The organism is Candidatus Pantoea deserta (assembly GCF_003813865.1).
Taxonomy (GTDB): domain Bacteria; phylum Pseudomonadota; class Gammaproteobacteria; order Enterobacterales; family Enterobacteriaceae; genus Pantoea; species Pantoea deserta.
This window is the reverse complement of sequence record NZ_RMVG01000007.1, coordinates 126853-148340: the sequence shown is the minus strand read 5'-3', so window position 1 is coordinate 148340 and position 21488 is coordinate 126853. Positions and strand designations below refer to the sequence as shown.

Genomic DNA, 21488 nt, shown 5'->3' with positions numbered 1-21488 from the left:
ACATCAGGCAAGCTGAAGCGGCAGATGATTAAGTTGTGAAAAAGGGACCGGGCGCGAAAAAAAGTATCCCTGGGCGGCCATTGCGGGAGAACAGCATACCTGTCGCCACTCCTCTTCCGTCTCGACGCCCTCCACGATGACGCCGTTGCAATAGCGGTTGATCAACGCCAGCAGCATAGAGAACAGCGCTTCGCCCTCTGCGGTTTTACGCAGCAGAATAAAGAGTTCGCGCGACAGTTTGATGTAGTCATACTTTAATTCGGTCAGCGCCGAGAAGTTCGCCATGCCGGAGCCGAAATCATCCAGCCACAGCGGTCCCAGCTCGGGCATCTGCGCAATCATCTCTTCCTGCGGCAGCGCATGATGCTCCGTCAGTTCGAAACGCACCCAGGGCAGCTCGGTGATTAGCTGGCGAATCGGCGGATATTGCTGGATCGCCATCAGCGTCGGCCCATCAATATTGACCGATGCCACCACGTTATTGGTGCAAAAGAAGTGTTGCCACTCTTTCAGGAGTCCAAGCTGCTCCTGAACAACATGCAGACGCTGATGAATCTCCAGCGCTTCAAAATAGGACTCCGGCGATAATCGCTTCTTCGGCGCAGACGGATGCGCCACTGCGGTCAGGATTTCAATTGCCAGCAACCGGCCCGATACCTGATATATCGGCTGGAAAGTGTAGAATCGTTGGCATTGCTGCCAGAAGAGACGCGCTTCCTGTTTTGGGTTGATGTCCGTTGAAGAAGGTAGCCGATGACTAATATTCTTCATCATCATGGTTTTTTCCTGGTTGTTGGCGAGTGCCATGTGGCAGCTCAGCGGCAAGTATCGGCTATCCCCGCGATAACTTTATTCACATGCTGGTCACATAAGACTACAGAGTGTACCAATCAAGCCAGGACGCAATCGTGAAAAAAAGCCTGCGTTTGGCCGCTAAATCGCCGCTAAGAAAGGCCTTTTTTTACTTAAGTGGAATTAAAACGGCGTTTTAAAAACCATTGACGTCTGCCATACCAGACGCGAGACTAAAGCACTATTTCTCTACAGGCCAAATACCATGACGCATAAAAAAATAGCCATTATCGGCGAGTGCATGATTGAGCTGTCCGAAAAGGGTGAGAACATCAAACGCGGCTTTGGCGGCGATACGCTGAATACGGCGGTTTACCTGGCGCGCCAGGTCGATGAGGCGCAGCTCAGCGTTGATTACGTCACGGCGCTGGGCATTGACTCCTTTAGCGACCAGATGATCGCTGCATGGCAGCAGGAAAAGGTAAATACCCGATTAATTCAACGGCTGGAAAACAAAATGCCCGGCCTGTACGTCATTGAAACCGATGATAAAGGCGAGCGCACCTTCTGGTACTGGCGCAGCGATGCCGCCGCGCGCTACTGGCTTGATGGCCCGCAGTCTGCCGCCATCGTCAGCGAGCTGGAGAACTATGACTATCTCTACCTGAGCGGCATTTCGCTGGCCATCCTGCCTGCGGAGAGTCGTGAGAAGCTGATGCTGCTGCTGGATCGCTGCCGCGCCAACGGCGGCCAGGTCATTTTCGATAATAATTACCGCCCGCGCCTGTGGGCTGACCAGGCCAGCGCCCGGCAGGCCTACCGCGCGATGCTACAGCGCACCGACATCGCCTTTCTGACGCTGGACGATGAACATCTGCTGTGGGGCGAATATCCGGTAAGCGCCGTTATTGAGCGCACGCGCGAAGCCGGCGCCAGCGAAATCGTTATCAAACGCGGCGCAGAATCCTGTCTGGTCGCGCTCGGCGACGATGCGCTGATTGAGGTCCCCGCCGTGCGTCTCGATCCAGCGCGCGTAATTGATACCACCGCCGCAGGCGACTCGTTCAGCGCGGGGTATTTGTCACAGCGTCTGACCGGCGGGTCGGCGGAGGCATCGGCCGAACGCGGCCATTTGACCGCCAGCACGGTGATTCAGCATCGCGGCGCGATTATTCCGTCTGAGGCGATGCCAGAGTAATAACAAGCCTCGCTTATGCGAGGCTTGTTCATTTCATTTCGCAAAAGACAAAATTAACGCGCATCTCATTTGCGTTAACGCACGATATTTTTCGGCGTATTTTTGTTAAAAGCCAATTAACCATCGGCGCTAATTTTAATTCTGCTAACACGCCTTATTTCAGGCCTGCAACCCGCCTCACTACCGCCTTCCAGGCATAGTCTGAATCCTTCTCCGCGACCTGTTTTCGGATGGACGACCGCGCTAAAAAAGACCATCTTTTCCTCAATAACAGCAGGACGCTGTTTATCCGGCCGCGATAAAACAACGACAATACTTTTCGCATCAGGACAGTTTTATGCACACAGACATTATCACTATCTGGCCAAACGGCGACGCGCCCGGCGCAAGCGATTCGCGCGCGCAGCCGCAAATTGTCGATCTGGCAAAAGAGTATGAGCCTTATGACCGTGCCGCGACCGGCGTGCGCTGCCCGGAAATCGCGCTCTGGTATCCCGAAGAGTCCAACGGCATTACGCTGCTGGTCGCGCCGGGCGGCGGCTATCAGCGCGTGCTGATCGACCGTGAAGGCAGCGCGCTGGCGACATTTTTTACCGCTATGGGCTACACGCTGGCGGTGATGACCTATCGCCTGCCCTACGACGGCCATCATGAAGGTCCCGACGCGCCGCTGGCCGATGCGCAGCGTGCGGTGCGCGTACTGCGCGAACGAGCGCAGCGCGGCCTGAACGGCAAATATATCGTCATGACCGGCTTCTCGGCAGGCGGACACGTCGCAGCCAGCCTGGGAACGCGCTACGCAGAGAAAATCTATCCGGTGCAGGATAGCGCGGATACCTTTTCGCCGCGCCCGGACGCCATGGTGCTGGTCTATCCGGTAATCAGCATGCGTGACGGCATTACGCATGAAAGTTCGCGCACGCGCCTGCTGGGCGCCTGGCCCGACCAAAAAACAATCGATGCGTATTCGCTGGAAACGCGCGTGCACGCGCAAACGCCGCCCACGCTGCTGATCCACGCGGCGGATGATGAAACGGTATCGGTGAATAACAGCATGGCGTTTTTCAGCGCGCTGCGCGAACACAACGTCCCCGCCGAGCTGCATTTCTACCAGAAAGGCGGCCACGGATTCGGCATCCGTGGCGTAGCGGATTTGCCCCTTGCCAGCTGGCCGATGCTGGTGACCGAGTGGCTCAGGGCAAAAACCTGAGGATTAGGTGGAAGGCGGCGCGCTGTCGCTGGCGCTGCTCTCCTGTGGCGCCGCGTCGCTGCTCGCTGGCGGAGCCATGACCTTATCCCAGATAGCCTGTAAGTTTTTCACGTTGGTTTCCGCTTCGCCTTCCGGCTGCATCAGCACCATCGTCAGCTCCTGCGACAGCTGCTGACGCAGCTCCTGATTCAGTTGCTCGCGCGTCAGGCCGCCAAGAAACGCCTGACGCAGCTTCTGATACTGCTCAGGCGCGATGTCCACTACCGCGTTCTGCTGCGAACGCAGGCGCTGACTCATCAGCACATCGGTATCGGTGCGCGCATAGGTGGCGAACAGCTTATTCAGCTCCAGCAGCTTTTGCGCCATCAGCGCGTCAAACTCTTCCTGCGGCAAACCCTTATCCCGCACCACGGCCAGCTCGCGCGCCACCATATTCAGGCCCGACTCAAGCGCGTCGTTGCGCGTATCCAGATTGATAGAGCACTGGGCGCGCTGATAGAGCACGCGGCAGTCGAAGCCGACCTGTAAGTTCTGCGCTTTGCTGTCGCCCAGCGTGCGTTGCAGATGCCAGAACAGCGCCTCGCGGGCCAGATCGCTCTGCCAGTAACGTTGCAGGTTCTGCGAATCCCGTATCGGCTGCCAGGCCGAATCCCATACCAGCGCCAGCCGATCCTGATTCATCGCGCCGTTGACCAGATTAATTGGCTGGTGCGGCAGCGGCGACAGCGTCGGCAGCGGCGCAGGACTGCTGCGTTTGCCTTTCAGAGAGGAGAAGGCTTTATTAATCTGCTCCGCCAGGCTGCGGCTCTCTACGTTGCCCACCACATAAAGCGTCATGGCGTCTGGCGTATACCACTGCTGATAAAAGTCGTTCAGCGCTGCGAGATCGACCGGCGCGCGCGGCTGGTCAGCCGGGTCGTGCGCCAGCAGAGTTGAGCCTTTCAGGCGATAGCGCCACCAGACATCCTGCGTACTGGCGGGCCAGGTGGCGGTCGGATCGGAAGCGGAGAGCGCCGTGCTCACCACCTCTTCATTGATAGTCATCTTGCCCGCGGTCGCGGCCAGCCAGTTAAGCGCCTCTTTCAGCAGCTCTGGACGGTTGTTAGGCAGGCTAAGGTTATACTGGGTGTAGTCATAGGAGACGATCGCGGGCGGCAGCGGACGTTGCGGATCCATGGCCTGTTGCCATAGCGCGCGCTGCTGGTTGGTGTCGAGAGCGGCGTTGTGCACCATTGCCAGACGCGGCAGAAGATGACTAAATCCGCTCTGCTGAGTGGTCTCTACCAGCGAACCGGTATTAACCACCATGCGCAGTTCAATGCGATCGCTGGGGCGCTGCGGCGTAGTCAGCAGCTGCCAGCTTAATCCGTTATCCAGTTTCCCTTCCTGCCAGGCTGGATCGGGTTGCAGCGTTTCGGCACAGACGCCAAAACTGGCGGCCATCCATACTACCCCCCCAACCAAAAGCCGAATTCTGGTGCCCTGCATGTGAACCTCTAATCAAAAAGTCGTAATCACCGGCACGTTTCGCCGTTGTCATTCGCGGTTCGTTTTTCGTTTTAGCCGCGTCGTTTTTCGACAACAGAGTCTTTGACCACGGGAAGGCCAGGATGTCGCGCAACAAAGTGAAAAACCATGAAAAAAATAAGTGGGGTTTATTATGCAAATGCCCGCTGTCAGGGCAAGCGACAGCGGGCATTTGTGGGGATTTAACTGTAAAGCTGCCCTTATGCAGAGGTTTCCGGCAGTTTTTTCGCCTTCGCGTCGCCGGAAAGCGTCGATTTCAGCTGACGTTCATCCAGCTGGCCGACCCATTTCGCCACTACCACTGTCGCCACGCCGTTGCCGATCAGGTTAGTAAGCGCACGCGCTTCGGACATAAAGCGGTCGATACCCAGAATCAGCGCCAGACCGGCAACCGGCAGATGGCCCACCGCCGACAGCGTCGCCGCCAGCACGATAAAGCCGCTGCCGGTTACGCCCGCCGCCCCTTTCGAGGAGAGCAGCAGCACCACCAGCAGGGTGATCTGATGGAACACATCCATATGCGCATTGGTGGCCTGGGCGATAAATACCGCCGCCATGGTCAGATAGATAGAGGTGCCGTCGAGGTTAAAGGAGTAGCCGGTGGGGATAACCAGACCGACAACCGACTTCTTACAGCCCAGCTTCTCCATCTTATCCAGCATACGCGGCAGCGCGGATTCGGAAGATGAGGTGCCGAGCACGATCAGCAGCTCCTCTTTGATATAGGCGACGAAACGGAAGATATTGAAGCCGGCTATGCGCGCGATAATCCCCAGCACTATCACCACAAACAGCACGCAGGTAATGTAGAAGCAGGCGATGAGCTGGCCGAGCTGCACCAGCGAGCCGACGCCATATTTACCTATGGTGAAAGCCATCGCGCCAAAGGCCCCAATAGGCGCAAGACGCATAATCATATTGATAATGCCGAAGATGACTTTCGAAAAGCTCTCGATCACGTTAAAAATCAGCGTGCCGGTATTGCCAAGACGATGCAGCGCAAAGCCGAACAGGATAGCGAACAGCAGCACCTGCAAAATATTGCCGCTGGCGAACGCCCCGATCACGCTGCCCGGAATGACGTCAAGCAGGAAGGCGATAACGCCCTGCTGTTCCGCCTGCTGGGCATAGACGGCGACCGCCTTCGCATCCAGCGTTGCCGGATCGACATTCATGCCTGCGCCCGGTTGCAGCACGTTGACCACCACCAGGCCGATAATCAGCGCGATGGTGCTGACGATTTCAAAATAGAGCAGCGCAACCGCACCGGTGCGCCCCACTGCTTTCATGCTCTCCATGCCGGCAATCCCGGTCACGACCGTACAGAAAATCACGGGCGCGATGATCATCTTGATCAGTTTGACGAAGCCATCCCCTAACGGCTTCATTTGTGTGCCGAGTTCTGGATAGAAATGGCCTAACAGGACGCCGACGCCGATGGCTAACAGCACCTGGAAATAGAGGCTTTTGAATAGTGAGGTTTTCATAACAGGTGTCCACTACAACAGGGTTGTGAGGTTGTCGTTTTAATATATCCCTCAGCGCGACGAGCCTGTCGCTGGGGGTTGGCAAAAAATAACACCCTGTTAACTGGATTCATACAGGCTTACAAAGCCTGAGGGATTTCTACAAACGCAACTATGAACTGAAACGCTTCAGCTACGACTTTTGTAATTAAAAAACGCAGGAAATCAAAGGATCAGCGGCTTTCATTATCCCCGGAGAGCCGGGGCAGCCAGAGTTGGGTAAAACGTTCCAGCGGCAGCGCCTCGGCGTAAAGATAGCCCTGCCCGATATGAATACCGCGCGCCAGCAGCCAGTCGCGCTGCTCTGGCGTTTCCACCCCTTCGGCGATGACGTCGAGATGGATAATCTCGGCAATCGCCGCCACGATGCGCACCATGGTGTCGTCATCCGGCAGAGCGGCGACAAAGCTGCGGTCCATTTTCAGCTTATTTACCGGCAGCGATTTAAACTGATGCAGATAGTTGAGATTGGAGTAGCCCATGCCGAAATCATCCAGCGCGACCGCGACGCCAGCCGACTGAAGCGAACGAAGCAGCGCCATCGCGACTTCGGCATCGCCGATTTGCGCCGTTTCCGTAATTTCCAGCACAAAACTGCCGGGCGCAATATGGTGACGTTCAAGCAGCCCCTGCAAATGGCTCACCATGCTGGCATCGCGCAGCTGCACTGCGGAGATATTGACGCTGAGCGGAAGAGTAATGCCGCGCTTCTGCCAGCCGGCAAGAATGCGGCACGCCTCTTCAAACACCCAGCGTCCGATAGCGCCAATTACGCCGATCTCTTCCGCGCTGGCGATAAATTCTTCCGTCAGACCGTAGCTGCCATCGGGCATCCGCATACGCAGCAGCGCTTCCGCCCCGGCCAGTTCGCCGGTCTGCATATTGATCTGCGGCTGAAGGAAGAGTCGGAACTGCTCATCCTGTAACCCCTGCAAAATGTCATGCTCCTGCGTCAGACGCTTTTGCGCGCGCTCGGTCAGCGCCGCGTCGAAAAACAGGATCTGGTTTTTGCCTAAATGACGCGCCGACATCATCGCCGAGGTGGCCCGATCGAGCTGTTCGTTCGCCGAGAGACGCTCTTCATCATAAAGCGCCAGACCAATGCTGGCGTTAGGACGCAGCTGTAGCTGATGCAGGGTCACCGGCTGGTTAAGGCGGATCATCAGACTGCGCGCCAGGCGCATCGCCCTGAATGGCGTGCTGGCGCGCTTCATCAGCAGCGCAAAGTCGCTCGCGCTGGTCTGCGCCAGCAGCGTGTGGTCGTCGATAGTACCGCGAATTTTCTCCACCAGCGTCAGCATCAGGATGTCGCGCTGCTCGTCGCTCAGCACTCCATTGGCTTCCTGTAGCGTCTCAATGCGGATCACCATCAGGCCGAATCCTTTGCTGTGGCTGCGGATGTGCTGATCCAGCAGCGCCAGAAACAGCGCGCGGTTGGGCAGATCGGTCACGGCATAGTGCGTGGTCAGGCGGCTCATCTCATCATGCACCGACTCCAGCACCTGCTGATTGCGGTTATAGCTGCGGATCAGCATACCGATCTCATCATCGCGGTGGCTGGCGGGCAGCGTCAGCTTATGCGTCAGAATGGCTTGCGGAGGCAGCTCCTGAAGCTCACGCGAGATACGGCGCAGCGGATGCACCATTAGCCGGTTGATGCACCAGCTAATGGCCACCGACAGGATCAGCGCCAGCAGCAGATAGGTGATCACCATGGTAGACACGGTGCTAAGGATAAACTGGTAAACGCGCGTTGAGTTGGCCTGCAACACCAGATAGGCGAGCGGCTTGGGCGATCCGCTGCTTTCCACCGAATAGAGCGGCAGCGTAATTTGTACCGGCAGCTCGAACACGCGGGCAATCAGGCGCGGAATGGGCTTTTCGTTTTCAAAACTGGCATGAAGCGCCTGAAAGGCGTTAGGCAGGACGACATCGGCGCGCGACAGCACGCCTGCGGGCTTCAGGGTTTGCAAAATACGTTCGGCCTGGGCGATATCGGCTTTGAGTACCGCCTCAGAGAGCGGCTGGCGCACGGTATGCGCGATATTCTCCATCTGCTGGGCGTAGTCTATCCTGCGCTGCTGCACAAAATGAAACAGTTGAATAACGATAAAGACAGAGATGGTAACCAGCGCCACCGCTGATACCGTCGCCATTTGCTTTATCGTAAGTGAACGACTGACGCGCAAAATCTTCTCCAGGCTTAAAAGCACAGTTATCAGACAGGGCAATGCGCAGCAAGTATATCCTGAAACTGGCTTTTTTTACTGCCTGCTGAAGTCTGAGTTTTGCGCGCCCCGCCTTATTTAAAATCCGCGTAGGGAATTAACGGCTGTGGCGGCATATCCAGATCGCCATCCCAGCCTGCGGCGGAGTAGCGTACATAGAGCAGCCCGTGGCTGGGGGTATAATCCTTCGCCTGCTGAATATCCATACCCGCGCCGATAAACCAGTGCGGCGTAATGCGACGTTCAACCACCGCCTGCAAGGTGTAGCCCACGCCGCCCCCGCTGCTGCTGGCCGAAGTCGGATTGCTGGCCAGCGTAAAGCCGGGGTTTACCGGATAGCGCTGTTGCGCGTCGGTTTTCGAGTGCGACCAGGAGACCGACCCCCCCAGATCGAACGACCAGTTTTCGCTGCGCTGCCGCCAGGTCACCGGCACGGAAAATGACAGATACTGCTGTGGGCTGTAGTAGCCGCCCTGCCCGAAGGTGTAATCGCTGAGGTCTTTCTGGTAGTGCCACAGCATCGTGTTCAACCCGACGGTGGCGCGGCGATTATCGGTATTGATCAGCTTGTAGTAGTAACCCGCCATCAGACGCTCGCGGCTGTTATCCGCGACGTTCTTACCCGTGATCTGATGCGCGCTGATGTCGGCCCAGACGCCGTGCGCGCCGCCGCGGTCGAGACTTAACCCGACGCTGCCGCCGGTCGCTACCACGCCGCCCCAGCTTTTGCCGCCGTTGGCGGCCGGATCGCGCGCGCCAGCATAGGCGAGCAGCGAACTGGAGATGGGCCGCCGCGAGGCGGTCAGGGTTACGCCTACGTCCCTGACGTCGGTTTTCCAGCTCAGGCCGCCAACCCAGTTCGTTACCTCAAAACCGAGCGGCGTAGTGCCGATGTCCGCCGACCAGATGTCATTTTGCCAGCCGACGCCGAGCGCGGTGCCCTCATCGCGCTGGGTTGCGTCGCGGCTGCATCCGCCTGAGTTTGCGTCGTCACAGCTACCGAACTGCTCGCTGAAGCTGCCGTTGCTGGTAGAGAAGGTGCCCGCCGACACCTCTACGCGATCGAGGCGCACAAAGCTGCGTCCGTCGGCAAGCGGCGTCTCCGCCTGAAGCATGGTGGTATGCGCGGTAAAGTCCGAGATGCCGCCGGTGCCCTTGTTGCGTGAATAGTCCTGCTCCAGCATCAGCGTAGTGTCCTGCTGGCGATACAGATCCGCGGCGTCGCTGCGAATGCTGCGCTTCAGCCAGTCATCCTGCGTGTTATTGCGCGTTAACCGACTGAGGTTGTCGCTGTCGCCGATACCGCTGGCGGCCATGGCCTGGCGATAATCCGCCAGCGCCGCGTCGGGCTGCTGCTGCATCCGCTCCAGCCGGGCCGCATCACGAAATACCAGCGCTTTGTCCTGAGACGGCGGCTGCGGCGCGGCGCGCTGTTTGAGACCGGCGAACCGCGCGGCGGCCTGGGTGGTGTCGCCCACTGCCTGCCACGCCAGCGCCACGCGACGCTCAGCGTTCAGGCTGGTCTCGGCTGGCGGCAGCGCCTTGAGCGCCGCCTGAGCTTCGCCTTTACGCTTCAACGCCACCAGCGCCTCGATACGACCAAGCGCCGCGTCGCCATTAGCGCTTTCCCGCTCAAGAACCTGCTGATAAGCCTCAAGCGCCTGCTGCGCATCGCCACGAGCCAGCGCCCAGTCGGCCAGCGTCAGATCGCGGCGGCTGGAAGCGGGCTGCTGATGCAGCAGCGCAATCGCCTCGCGCTCCTGCCCTGCTGCACGTAACGCCTCCGCACGCGCAAACAGCTTATCCTGCTCCAGACGCGCGGCCAGTTCGCGCATGTTGCTGCTCCACTGCGCGTCCGGCAGGCGGCGCAGCGCCGCCAGCGCCGCGTCGTCGTCATCTTTGCCGGAAAGGTAGAGCGCCGAAGCATAGAGCGCGGTGGCATCCTGCGGGCGTTGTCGCAGCAAGGCGTCAATCACCGCATCGGCCTGCTGTGCCGCGCCGCCGCTACGCAGCGCGCCGGCCAGGCGGTAGTGAAGCCAGACATCGTCAGGGGAGAGCGCGAGCGCCTGACGGTATTTTTCCGCCGCCTCTGACCAGCGGTTCTGCTGCGCCAGCGCATCCGCCTCGGCGCGCAGGCTGTCGCTGCGCAGCGATCGCAGCGTATCAGCCAGCGCACGCTGCTGCGCGGCGGGCAGGCTATTAATAAACTGCATGGCGCGGGCCGGTGACTGCGCCTGATAGAGTCCCGCCAGGCGGCGCACCGCCGTGGTGTTGCTGCTGTCGAGCCGCAGCGCGCGCTGCCAGAGCTGTTCGGCGCTCTGCGCGTTGTTACGCGCCATCGCCACGTCGCCGAGACCGATCAGGGCATAGCTGTCGCTGTTATCCAGCGCCTGGGCAGCGCGGTAGTGGCGTTCGGCGCCGTCGAGGTCGCGCTGCGCCAGCGCTTTGTCGCCGTCGTCAATCGCCTGCCAGTAGCGGCTGGTCTGCAACAGCGACTGCCATTTGCCGATTTGGGTGCTCTGCTGGCCCGCCTGAATCGCACGCTCCAGCCAGAGCACTGCGGCCGCGCGATTACCGGCGCGCGCCTGCGCCTGGCCCATCGCGCCCATCAGATCGGCATCGTTGGGATTCGCTTTCAGCGCGGCGTCCAGCGTCGCGATGGCCTCAGCGCCACCGCCCGCATCCACCAGCGCCAGCCCGCGCATCCGCTCGCGATAGGCGGGATCGGCGAGCAGCGCCTGCTGCTTCGCCAGCGCGTCCAGCCCCTGTTTCTGCGCATCGCCTTCGGTAAAGACGCCTAAATACGCCTTTAGCTGCGCCACGCTGCTGTCGCTGACCGGCTGGTCGTTAATCTGTTGCAGCCAGAGTTCCGCCGCGGGGCCGCGTCCGCCGCTGCTGGCCGCCAGCTGTTTTAGCTGGGCGATAGCCAGAGTCGGCTGCTGGCGATCGAAGGCCATACGCGCAATTTGCAGCTCAACGCCGATATTGCCCGGATAGCGCTGTTCCAGCGCCTGGAGCTGTTGATAAGCAATGTCGTCCTGTCCCGGTATGCGCGCCAGCAGTCGCCAGTATTCCAGCGCGGTGCTGGCGTCAGGAAACACGCCGTTAAACAGGGCGTCGTAGGCGTTTTTGGCTTCCGTCAGGTGGCCGGAGGTGGCAAGCAGGCGCGCCTCTTGCAGCTTCTGTCGTCCATCTTCAGACATCAGCGCCAGACCGACGGCGGATTCGCGCGTCGCGGCCGAATCGGGCGCGACCTTTTTCAACTGCTCCAGCAGCGTCTGCGCACTGGCGACGTCGCCCTGATGCAGCGCCAGGCGCAGGCGCGCCGCCAGCACCTGCGGATTATCAGGATCGATCTTCTCCAGTCGATAGAGCGACTGCTGCACCAGCTCATATTTGTTGGTCGATTCGCCCATGCGGATCTGCGTCAGCAGCCACTCCACCGGCGACACTTCCGGTCCGGCGGCGGGCGCGGCCAGCACCGGCAGCGCGCTTAATACTCCGCTCAGTAGCAGGCTCGCCCGCAGCGCGTAGGGTTTATTCATCTTCATCATCAAGCAAACGGCGGCGCGTGATAATCCGCAGCAGACGCCAGGTCATCAGCGCAAACAGCACCACGACAAACACGGCGCACACCGCCAGCCAGAACGGATGCGTGGCCAGCTGCGCCCACAGACGCTCCCACCACGGCAGATGACCGACATAATAGGTATCCCCGACGCGCAGGCTGTTAACGCCGGACTCGCGGACAATCGCGGCGGAGCCGAAGATCGCCGCGCGCTTGCCGCTGTCGGTTAGCGCATCGTTGAGCAGCTGCCACGCACGCGGGCTGCCGTCGGACAGCAGCGCCACCACGCTGCGCTGATCGTTAAAGGGCGACTGAAAACCAATCACCGCCGCCAGCGGGCCGCGCGACGCAATCGCCGTTGTACTTTCCACCGCGCGATCGCTGTCGTTAAGCTCAGGTACGTCGGAGGCGGTCTGGCGCATCGGTTTGTTCATCCAGCTGGCGGCGGCGTCGGCCAGCGCGCCGATCCGGCGGTCGTCCTGAAGATCTTTGGGGATGTCGCCGATCATCAGCAGATCGGCATCCTGCGCTTTGGCTTTGCTCCAGTCATCGCTGAACTGCACGCGCAGCGCCGGATAGCCGGTTTGCGCGCCAATGTTGCCCAGCGCGTTGAGCAGCGTACCGACCTGCTGCGCGTCAGGTTTCGACTGCACCAGCACCAGCGTTTGCGCCAGGTCGGCATAGCGACTGAACGGGAAGCCCGCGTTAGCCCAGGCGCGCAGCGACGGCATTTCGATATAGTGACGGTAGCCGGAAAAATCGATGCTGGAGTTGTCGTCCACCACCACATGGTGACTGACCGGCGTGACGGTTTCGCAACGTCCGTCAGCCGTCCCGCTGATATAGGTATTAGCGTAATCAAAATCGAAACGCAGCTGATTCACTACGCCCAGGCGCAGCGCCGGAATAGTTATCTGATGGCTGTTATCCTGTAGCCCCTGAACCAGCGGAATGTGCAACAGCTGCTGGCCTGAGGTATTTTTCGGCGGCAGCGGGTAGTCCTGAATAAACTGATTATTGAGGTTTACCGCCAGTCGCGAGCCATCCTGCTGAAAGGGCGCGGTATAGCGATAGCTCAAATCCATATCGATACCGCGCGCGCGCACCAGAAAAAGGTCGGGCGGCAGATTCAGCGTCACACTCACCGGGTTAGGCTGCAACCCGTCAGACTGAAGCTGATTCTCATACTGCCTCAGCTCAGCAAAGGTGGTGCGGCGATCGGTGCGCACCCAGTTCGGCGCGTCATAGGCCCGACGCGGCGCCAGCAGTTTGACGCTATCGACAGTGGAAATGTCGCCGCGCAGCAGCAGCTCGCCCTGCGCAATGCCCTGCACCGCCGTCAGCAGATCCTCATCATTGCGCCCTAAAATCAGCAGCATTTTTTCGTAAGGATTGTCGGGCTGGCTGACGATCTCCACCGTGGGCTTGCTCACCGGCGGCAGATCCCGCAAAAAATCGGGGCGCGCGTCATTGGTGGCGAACACGATGGCGTGCTGTTGCGTCGGCAGCTGGTTATAGAGCACCGGGAAATTCTGACCGCGCCAGCCGGCTTTACTGCCGAACCAGGAGGCGAGTATTGCGGCCGCGCGCTGCTGCGTCACGTCCGGCTGTGCGGCAAAGACAACAGGCAGCGTCAGCGGGCGGGTGTCGCGCGCGTCGAAGAACGGCTCCGGAAAGTGCGACAGATCGTTTTTTAACGGCAGCTTTTGCAACGTCAGATCGATGCCGCTCTCTTTGCCAATATCGAGCCAGATGGCGCTGTTGGCCGGGTTTTCACACAGGTTAGCGTAATGTCCCACCAGCTCAAAACGCACGCGGTTGAAGTCGCTGATAAAGCGCGGATCGATGGACAGCTGGGTCTGATTCTCTTTACCGAGCTGCTCTGGCGTCACGGTAATCAGCCCAACCAGTTCATCGTTGAGATAAACCTTGAGCTGCGACAGCGTCGGCAGCAGAGCGGGCGAGGGACGATAGCTGAGATTCAGCAGCGCGCGCGTCACCACTTCATCGCTGCGCACGCCGAACTCAATCTGGCCGGTTGGCTGCGTGCCGCGCAGCGTCATGCTGCCTGGCGGCGGCGCAAGCTGGGTAAACGCCAGCTGACTGGCGCGCAGCGGCGCGCCGGGGATCGCCGGCGCAGCCTGAACCGGCACTGTTTCTGCGGCATTTACCGGCGCGCTATCCTCTGCGGCGGCACAGCTCAGCGTTGCGGTGCCCAGCAGCAGTGCAGTAAACCAACCGTTCACTCTTGTTATCGTCATATCATCAACTCAATGCGTTTTTTGAAGCGGGCGTCCGCCCGATGCCTTGCGGCAACAGCGAGGCCAGCCAGCTCACCCCAGCGGTAAGCAGGTTAAACAGCCGACGTAACTGCGGCGGACCATACTCCGCCAGGCGCAGATAACCTTTAAAACCCAGCACCATAATATCGGCGAGGCTCTGCACCGGTTTATCTTCCGGGAAACCGTCCTGCCACAGCGCCCAGGTGTCGGCGCGGGCGAAGGTACACTGGATAAATTCAATATGCTGCTGCGTCGTCAGCTGATGCAGACGAATACCGGCGCGAAGCCCAAAGACGCGCTGCACGCGGCAGGGAAAGCTGAACTCCTGCTGGCCGCGGCGCAGCAGCAACCACACTTTCTCATCTTCTTTCAGGGCATTCGGCTCGCGCAGCTCCACGCCGACGCCGCCGTCAGAATAGTCGCGTAGCGTGCAGGGCAGCATATGGCCATCCTCGCGCGCCAGCGCGGCAGGCATCGCGATCTCGACGCGGTGCGCCTCGCGGATCTGACGCGCCTCGACGGAAACGGCCACCGCGCCGCCGAGGATCACCATGTTGTAAATCACCCAGACCAGACTGACCCAGACCGTCAGCACCTCGTTGGCCGGGCCATAGTTCATACGCCAGAACGCCATCCCTACCCCGGCCAGATTTAGCAGCACCAGGAACATATAGGGCTTGGTGATCACCCAGTCGAGATGCTGGTCTTCCACCAGTCCCCCTTTGGCGGTGACGTTGAACTTGCCTTTATGCGGGTTAAACAGCGCGACAGTTGTCGGCCGGGCGATATACCAGGCCAGCACGGTTTCATACACTTCGCTCCAGAAAGAGTGACGCCAGCGCCCCTGAATACGCGAGTTGGTCAGGCTGGTATGCAGCATATGCGGCAGCACGTAGATCGCGATGGCCAGCGCGGGCGCGTAGATGATGTAGGCGTGGCAGAGCAAAAAGGCCAGCGGCGCCAGCAGGAAGATCAGGCGCGGAATGCCGGAGAGAAAGTGCAGCATGGCGTTGGCGTAGCAGAGGCGCTGCACCCACTTCAGCCCTTTGCCGAATAAGGGGTTATCCAGGCGGAAAATCTGCACCATGCCGCGCGCCCAGCGGATACGCTGGCCGATATGCGCCGACAGGCTTTCCGTCGCCAGCCCCGCCGCCTGTGGAATACGGATATAGGCCGAAGCGTAGCCGCGTCGGTGCAGACGCAGCGAAGTGTGCGCATCTTCGGTAACGGTTTCTACCGCGATGCCGCCGATTTCATCCAGCGCGGTGCGGCGCAGCACGGCGCAGGAGCCGCAAAAGAAGGTGGCGTCCCAGGTATCGTTGCCGTCCTGCACCAGGCCGTAAAACAGCGAGCCTTCATTAGGCGTGCGGCGGAAGCGGCCAAGATTGCGCTCAAAGGGGTCGGGCGAAAAGAAGTGGTGCGGCGTTTGCAGCATCGCCAGTTTGGGATCTTTGATAAACCAGCCGATGGTCATTTGCAGAAAAGCGCGCGTTGGCACATGGTCGCAGTCGAAGATGGCGACAAAATCGCTGCGGCAGCGCGTTTTCAGCGCATGGTTGATATTGCCCGCCTTCGCATGCTCATGCGTCGGGCGCACCACATAGTTGACCCCGACGCTGGCGGCGAACTCGCGAAACTCTTCGCGGCTGCCGTCATCCAGCAGATAGATATTGAGCCGATCTTTCGGCCAGTCGATGCCCATCGCCGCATAGATGGTCGGCTTCACTACGCTGAGCGGCTCGTTGTAGGTCGGCACCAGCAGATCGACGCTCGGCCACTGTTCCAGCGCGTCAGGCATAGAGACAGGCTGGCGATTAAGCGGCCACAGCGTCTGGAAATAGCCCAGCACCAGCACCACCCAGGCGTAGGTTTCCGCCGCAATCAGCAGCAGACCGAACACCAGGCTGAGGGGATCGTCCCAGTTCAGCGTCGAGGTGTAGCGCCACCACAGATAACGGCACGACACGGTCAGCGACAGTACGATCAGCATCATGGTGGGCAAGCGGCCCGGCACGCGTCGCACCAGCATCGCCAGGCTCCAGAGCAGCACCACAAAGATAAACTGCGTCATCAGCCCAAACGGCTGACTGACGCAGAGCAGCGCCAGCAGCGAGGCGAACAGCGCTACTCCGACAAACACCAGCCGACGCGCCAGCGGCGACAGCCTCTGAAGCCGTTGTTCAACGCGCGCGTCAAGGTTGCCGGCCTGAACGCGCGAAGCGAAGCTATCCAGCCACTGATAGCCCCGCTGACGCCAGCGGAACAGCGCCTGAAAACCTTTGAAGCGCTGCCGCTCGCTGCGGCCGCTGTCGTCCAGCGGCAGGATAACCACCAGCCACAGCGTCTGAATCAGGTAACGAAGAATATCCAGCGGGCGCGGACGCTCCGGCGAGATATGGGGATAGAGTCGCCGACGCTGATGAATAATGCGCTGCCAGCCCGGCGTCTCAAAACGCAGCAGCATCCAGCCGAGCGCGCACCAGAGCAGATGCAGGCCGCTGGCGAAGCGAGACGCGCCGTTGTCGCGCGCCAAGGTATAGCGCAGGCGTAGCGCCTGCCAGACCGGCGCCGTCAGCAGCCAACGCAGCGGATTCACGGGCGTTCTCCGTTTAAATGCAGCAGCATCCAGTTAGCCAGCGTGGTGATCTCTTCGCTGGCCAGCGCAAACGGACGGTACTCTCCGATCGGCTGCTTCATCATCAGCGCTTCCGCCAGCGCTTCGTCGCGATGAATAAGCAGCGGAATCAGGTTATTCAGCGAGGCCACCCACAGCTGATGCAGATCCTGCTGCAACCGGCTGTTGGCATTGAACTGGTTGATAAGAAAGCGCGTGTGCGCGGGAAAACGCTGATGATGCAGGCGCAAATGGCAGTTGGCGTCGGGCGTCAATACGCAGAGCAGATGGTCAAGCTGAGCGTGCAGCGCGGCATGCCAGGGCAGCGGGTCCGCCGGCAGATCCACTATCACCCACCGATAGCGGCTTTTCAGATCCGGCAGCGCGTTGAGCAGCGGCGCGGCGATCGCGGCGTCCTGATGCAGTAAACTCAAGCGTTGCTGATGAGACAGCGCGCCATGCGGCAGCAGATCAGGGCCTTGCGGATAGCGCAGCGCGGAGGCTTGCCAGGCTTCGCCGCTGCATAGCGCCTGCATCCAGCCCTTTTCCGGGCGCGCAGGCATATTAAAATGCGCGCCAAGCTGACTGGCCGGAGAGCCGTCAACCAGCAGCACGCTTTCGCCAAGCGTCGCCAGCGCCCAGCCGAGCGCGGCGCTGAGCGAGGTTGCGCCGGTGCCGCCGCGTACGCCCTGAAGCGCGATCAGCGGCATTAGCGCAGACGTCCCGGCTGGTCAGCCGCCGTTTCGCCTAACAGCGGCCAGCGCGCCACAATATTCGCCAGGCGTTCTTCACGCGCAATATCGACATAGCGAAAAGCCTTCAGAGAAAAGGCGTCGCGCAGTGCGCTAATATCATCCTGACGCTCGCCATCAGAGGCGACCAGAGTGTAAGCATTTTCTTTTGTCATTACTTTTCGCCACCGATAAAACAACGTCGGATAAAAGGTGGTTATATTTACGTGAAGGCACAACAATGTTCCCATTGACTCGGCGCGATGATAGATCAATGTGAACCCGCCTGTCATAACGTATTTTTTAAATTTCTCAGGTTGCATCCTGTCCCGTCTATAATAAGCTAGCCTGGACTGAACAAATCGCGAATCCAATATGAAAAATTCCTTTGCGCTGGGGCTGTTGCAGGTTCAGCCTGAATTAACGGCATTGCAAACGCCTGGCTGTTATTGGGTGACCTGTACTCGTCAGGAAGATGCCCGCCTTTTTATTCGTCAGGCGATAGCGCAGCAGCAATCTGTCACGCTGATTAGCGCCGACGCGCCGCCGCGCGAGCTGTTGACGCCCGAACCTGCGGGTGGGCCAGACCGCATCCCGTTGTTTTCTCTTCCTAAAAACAAAGGCAGCCTGCTGCGTCTGGAAAGCGATTTTTCACGTACGCTGAGCCATAAGAGCGGACTGGTGATTTTTAACAGCAGCGCCGCGCAGTGGGACAAACTGGAAGAGGCGGAGCTGACCGCCTGGATAAAGCGCATGCGCCGACTGCTAAATAAAAAACAGCTAACCCTGTTAATAGTGACGTCCGGCGCGACAATAATAAACCTGCGCAATAATCTTCAGCGTTATTTTCGCCAGCTCGATGGGGTGGCACATTTAACTTTTCAACAAGATAGCTGGCAATATCGAATTAACTGGTGGTATGCCGCGGAGCGCCTGCTTGCCGACCGCGCGATTCGTCTTGGCTGCAAAGACGAGCGCTTTTATGGCCTGAATGAAAATGAAAAGCAGGAGCCGCTGAGCCTTAACGATGAGCAACAGTATCTGGCGGATAAAATAGTGCTGGAAGGCGCGCCGCCGCTTTCACGTCAATGGCAGCTCTTTGACGATAATGAACAGGTTTATTTACGTGCGCAGCAGGCCAGCGCCGCCACGGTAATTTTTAGTCTCTCCCGCAGCGACTATATCAGCGAGCTGGCAAAGATGACGCACAGCCTGCGCCGCGCCCGCGGCAACGGTTTAAAAATAGTGGTGCGCGAAATGGGAACGAGCCTGCGCTACAGCGACGAACGACTTTTGCTGGCGTGCGGCGTGACCGCCATTGTCCCGGCCGCCGCCCCTATGTCGCGCTTTCTTACTCTGCTGGAAAGCGTTCAGGGGCAGCTGTTCAACCGCCGCGTGCCGGCGAATTTTGATGCCCTGACCGCCGCGCTTCAGCCCTTGCAGGAGAAGGGCTACCTGCGCCTCGACGCCTTTTGCCAGGCGGTCAAACAGCTGATCGGCAATACGCTGTTGCCTGAGAATGATAAAGGTCTGCTGGTGGCGCTGCGCCCGGTTCCCCAGCTAAAGCCGCAGCAGATCCTGACGCTGTGCAAACCGCGTCGCTTTGGCGATCTGGTAACGGTGCTGGACGATCGCGTCATTCTGTTTCTCTCTTCCTGCCGCTACAACGACCTGAATACGGCGTTGAAGTTCATCTTCTCGCTGCCGCATGATGAGCTGTTCGCCAACCGAATGGTGTGGTTTGAGGACAACCAGATACTGGCGGAAATCAATAACATAAAAAACCTGACGCCTAATGCTATACAGGATCTGACGCCGGAACTTCAGCCGACGCCGTCGCCTGTCGCGCCAGCCGACAGCCGCGAACGCCAGGTTCCCCAGCCCTTCACCTTGTTACCTGAGGGTAAAACGCTATGAACCTGATGGACTGGGTGCAAATCGCGCTACTCGTGTTAGTTATTTTACTGTTTTTAAAGCCATTATACCGCCAGTGGCTGCCGCGCCGCTGGAACGGCATGTTGAATCGCCTGCTGCCCGCGCGTGCGCTCAAATCTGAAGGTCACTGGCAGCGTAAATCCTCGAAAACGGATGCAAATCATTAATGAATAACGATCAACCGACTTCCGCCCACTCTTCCCGTTTGTGGTCTTACTGGCGCGGGCTGGGCGGCTGGAACTATTACTTTTTGCTCAAGTTTGGCCTGCTGTGGTACGGCTACCTTAATTTCCACGCGCTGAGCAATCTGATTTTCCTCGCCTGGCTGCTGTTTCCGCTGCCTTCGCCGCGCCTGCACCGCCTGCGCAACTGGATATCGATCCCCATCGGCTTCGGTCTGTTCTGGCATGACACCTGGCTGCCGGGCCTGGAGAGTATTCTCAGTCAGGGCGATCAGGTCGCTGGATTCTCCGGCGCCTATCTGCTCGACCTGGTAAACCGCTTTATCAACTGGCAGATGATCGGCGCGGCCTTCGTGCTGCTGGTGCTCTATCTGTTTGTATCTCAGTGGATTCGCGTTACGGTGCTGGTCTCCCTGATGCTGATTTGGCTCAACGTGCTGACCATTGCCGGTCCCGCGATGTCGCTGCTGCCGACCAAAGCCGCCACGCCGGAAGTGGTGCTCAATCAGACGCCGGCCGCAGGTCAGGCGCAACCGGCCAGCGCGCCAGACGGGCTTGATCAATCCGCGCCGCCGACCAGCGCGAACCTTACCGCCTGGCTCAATCGCTTTTACGACAGCGAACGCAAACGCGTAACGGTTTTCCCGGACAGTTTGCCTGCGGATTCGCAGCCGTTCGATATTCTGGTCATCAATATCTGCTCGCTGGCCTGGACAGATATGGATGCATCGCAGTTGCGCAGCCATCCGCTATGGCAGCACTTCGATATTGTGCTGAATAACTACAACTCCGCGACCGGCTACAGCGGTCCGGCGGGGATCCGCCTGCTGCGCGCCAGCTGCGGCCAGACGTCGCACAGCGATCTGTATAAACCCGCCGACGCTCGCTGCTATCTGTTCGATAATCTGGCGAAGCTAGGCTTCAAACAGCAGCTGATGATGGACCATACCGGCGTGTTCGGTGACTATCTCAAAGAGCTGCGTGCAGACGGCAATATTCAGGCGCCGCTGATGTCGCAGGCAGGCATTGCGCCGGAGCTGACCTCTTTTGACGGTTCGCCCGTGTTTAACGATGCGCAGCTGATGCAGCGCTGGCTGGACGACCGCAGCAAGAGCAGCGACGCGCGCAGCGCGACCTTCTACAACCTGATCCCGCTGCACGATGGCACGCGCGAGCTGGGCAGCACAAAAACCGCGCCCTGGAAGCCGCGCGCGCAGTTGCTGTTCGATCAGCTGGACGCTTTTCTGACCAACCTTGAGAAGTCAGGCCGCCGCGTGATGGTGCTGGTGGTGCCGGAACATGGCGCGGCATTGCAGGGCGACAAGATGCAGATGTCGGGCCTGCGTGATATTCCCAGCCCTGGGATTACGCATGTGCCGGTTGGGATTAAGTTTGTCGGTATGAAAGCGCCGCATCAGGGCCAGCCGCTGACCATTGATGCGCCGACCAGCCTGCTGGCGATTTCCGAGCTGGTTTCCCGCGTGGTGGATGGCCAGGTGTTCAATGCGCCGAATGTGAATATGTCGGTGCTGGCGGATAAGCTGCCGCAGACGCCGGTAGTGTCGGAGAATGACAACGCGGTGGTGATGATGTATCAGGGCAAGCCCTGGATCCGGCTGAATGGCGGCGACTGGGTCGCCTATCCGCAATAACGGGCTGAACGCCGTCGCGGGCGACGCCCTGCCGGACAGGCGC

General features: G+C 59.6%; 14 protein-coding genes. 5 read left to right on the top strand and 9 right to left on the bottom strand.

Annotated elements, in window-relative coordinates:
- Nucleotides 1-3: 3 nt before the first annotated feature.
- Nucleotides 4-777 carry a cyclic-guanylate-specific phosphodiesterase gene (pdeH, locus tag BBB56_RS11435; protein WP_123801080.1) on the bottom strand — a complete coding sequence of 258 codons (774 nt, stop codon included), beginning with the start codon at nt 775-777 and terminating at the stop codon, nt 4-6.
- A 280-nt stretch (nt 778-1057) separates the two neighbouring features.
- Between pdeH and kdgK the strand changes: the two genes are divergently transcribed.
- Both kdgK and BBB56_RS11425 read left to right on the top strand, forming a co-directional pair.
- Nucleotides 1058-1990, top strand: coding sequence for a 2-dehydro-3-deoxygluconokinase (gene kdgK, locus BBB56_RS11430; RefSeq protein WP_123801079.1), 933 nt, complete (start codon nt 1058-1060; stop codon nt 1988-1990).
- 337 nt (nt 1991-2327) lie between these two features.
- On the top strand, nt 2328-3200 hold the full coding sequence (locus BBB56_RS11425; RefSeq protein WP_123801078.1) for an alpha/beta hydrolase: 873 nt from the start codon (nt 2328-2330) through the stop codon (nt 3198-3200).
- Between the two features lie 3 nt (nt 3201-3203).
- Here BBB56_RS11425 and BBB56_RS11420 read toward each other — a convergent pair whose 3' ends face one another.
- From BBB56_RS11420 to bcsR, 8 genes are all read right to left on the bottom strand, one after another.
- Nucleotides 3204-4688 carry a M16 family metallopeptidase gene (locus BBB56_RS11420; protein ID WP_123801077.1) on the bottom strand — a complete coding sequence of 495 codons (1485 nt, stop codon included), beginning with the start codon at nt 4686-4688 and terminating at the stop codon, nt 3204-3206.
- Between the two features lie 239 nt (nt 4689-4927).
- On the bottom strand, nt 4928-6214 hold the full coding sequence (locus BBB56_RS11410; protein ID WP_123801076.1) for a dicarboxylate/amino acid:cation symporter: 1287 nt from the start codon (nt 6212-6214) through the stop codon (nt 4928-4930).
- 212 nt (nt 6215-6426) lie between these two features.
- A complete protein-coding gene (hmsP, locus tag BBB56_RS11405) occupies nt 6427-8442 on the bottom strand; it encodes a biofilm formation regulator HmsP (RefSeq protein WP_199756232.1) in 2016 nt (671 codons plus the stop codon).
- Between the two features lie 113 nt (nt 8443-8555).
- Nucleotides 8556-12026, bottom strand: a complete 3471-nt coding sequence (bcsC, locus tag BBB56_RS11400) for a cellulose synthase complex outer membrane protein BcsC (RefSeq protein WP_123801075.1) — start codon at nt 12024-12026, stop codon at nt 8556-8558.
- Nucleotides 12019-14310, bottom strand: a complete 2292-nt coding sequence (gene bcsB, locus BBB56_RS11395) for a cellulose biosynthesis cyclic di-GMP-binding regulatory protein BcsB (RefSeq protein WP_123801074.1) — start codon at nt 14308-14310, stop codon at nt 12019-12021. The genes bcsC and bcsB overlap by 8 nt, the downstream gene beginning before the upstream one ends.
- A 4-nt stretch (nt 14311-14314) precedes the next feature.
- Nucleotides 14315-16927, bottom strand: coding sequence for a UDP-forming cellulose synthase catalytic subunit (bcsA, locus tag BBB56_RS11390; RefSeq protein WP_123801073.1), 2613 nt, complete (start codon nt 16925-16927; stop codon nt 14315-14317).
- A complete protein-coding gene (gene bcsQ / locus BBB56_RS11385; RefSeq protein ID WP_123801072.1) occupies nt 16924-17655 on the bottom strand; it encodes a cellulose biosynthesis protein BcsQ in 732 nt (243 codons plus the stop codon). The genes bcsA and bcsQ overlap by 4 nt, the downstream gene beginning before the upstream one ends.
- Complete coding sequence (bcsR, locus tag BBB56_RS11380) at nt 17655-17852, bottom strand: cellulose biosynthesis protein BcsR (RefSeq protein ID WP_123801071.1); 198 nt, start codon at nt 17850-17852, stop codon at nt 17655-17657. Before bcsR ends, bcsQ begins: the two co-directional genes overlap by 1 nt.
- A gap of 199 nt (nt 17853-18051) precedes the next feature.
- Here bcsR and bcsE point away from each other — a divergent pair, with 199 nt between their 5' ends.
- The 3 genes from bcsE to bcsG are packed head-to-tail and all read left to right on the top strand — an operon-like array spanning nt 18052 to nt 21445.
- Nucleotides 18052-19593 carry a cellulose biosynthesis protein BcsE gene (gene bcsE / locus BBB56_RS11375; RefSeq protein WP_123801070.1) on the top strand — a complete coding sequence of 514 codons (1542 nt, stop codon included), beginning with the start codon at nt 18052-18054 and terminating at the stop codon, nt 19591-19593.
- A complete protein-coding gene (gene bcsF / locus BBB56_RS11370; protein WP_123801069.1) occupies nt 19590-19778 on the top strand; it encodes a cellulose biosynthesis protein BcsF in 189 nt (62 codons plus the stop codon). Before bcsE ends, bcsF begins: the two co-directional genes overlap by 4 nt.
- Entirely contained in the window at nt 19778-21445 is a 1668-nt protein-coding gene (gene bcsG / locus BBB56_RS11365) for a cellulose biosynthesis protein BcsG (RefSeq protein WP_123801068.1), read from the top strand. Before bcsF ends, bcsG begins: the two co-directional genes overlap by 1 nt.
- Nucleotides 21446-21488: the final 43 nt, after the last annotated feature.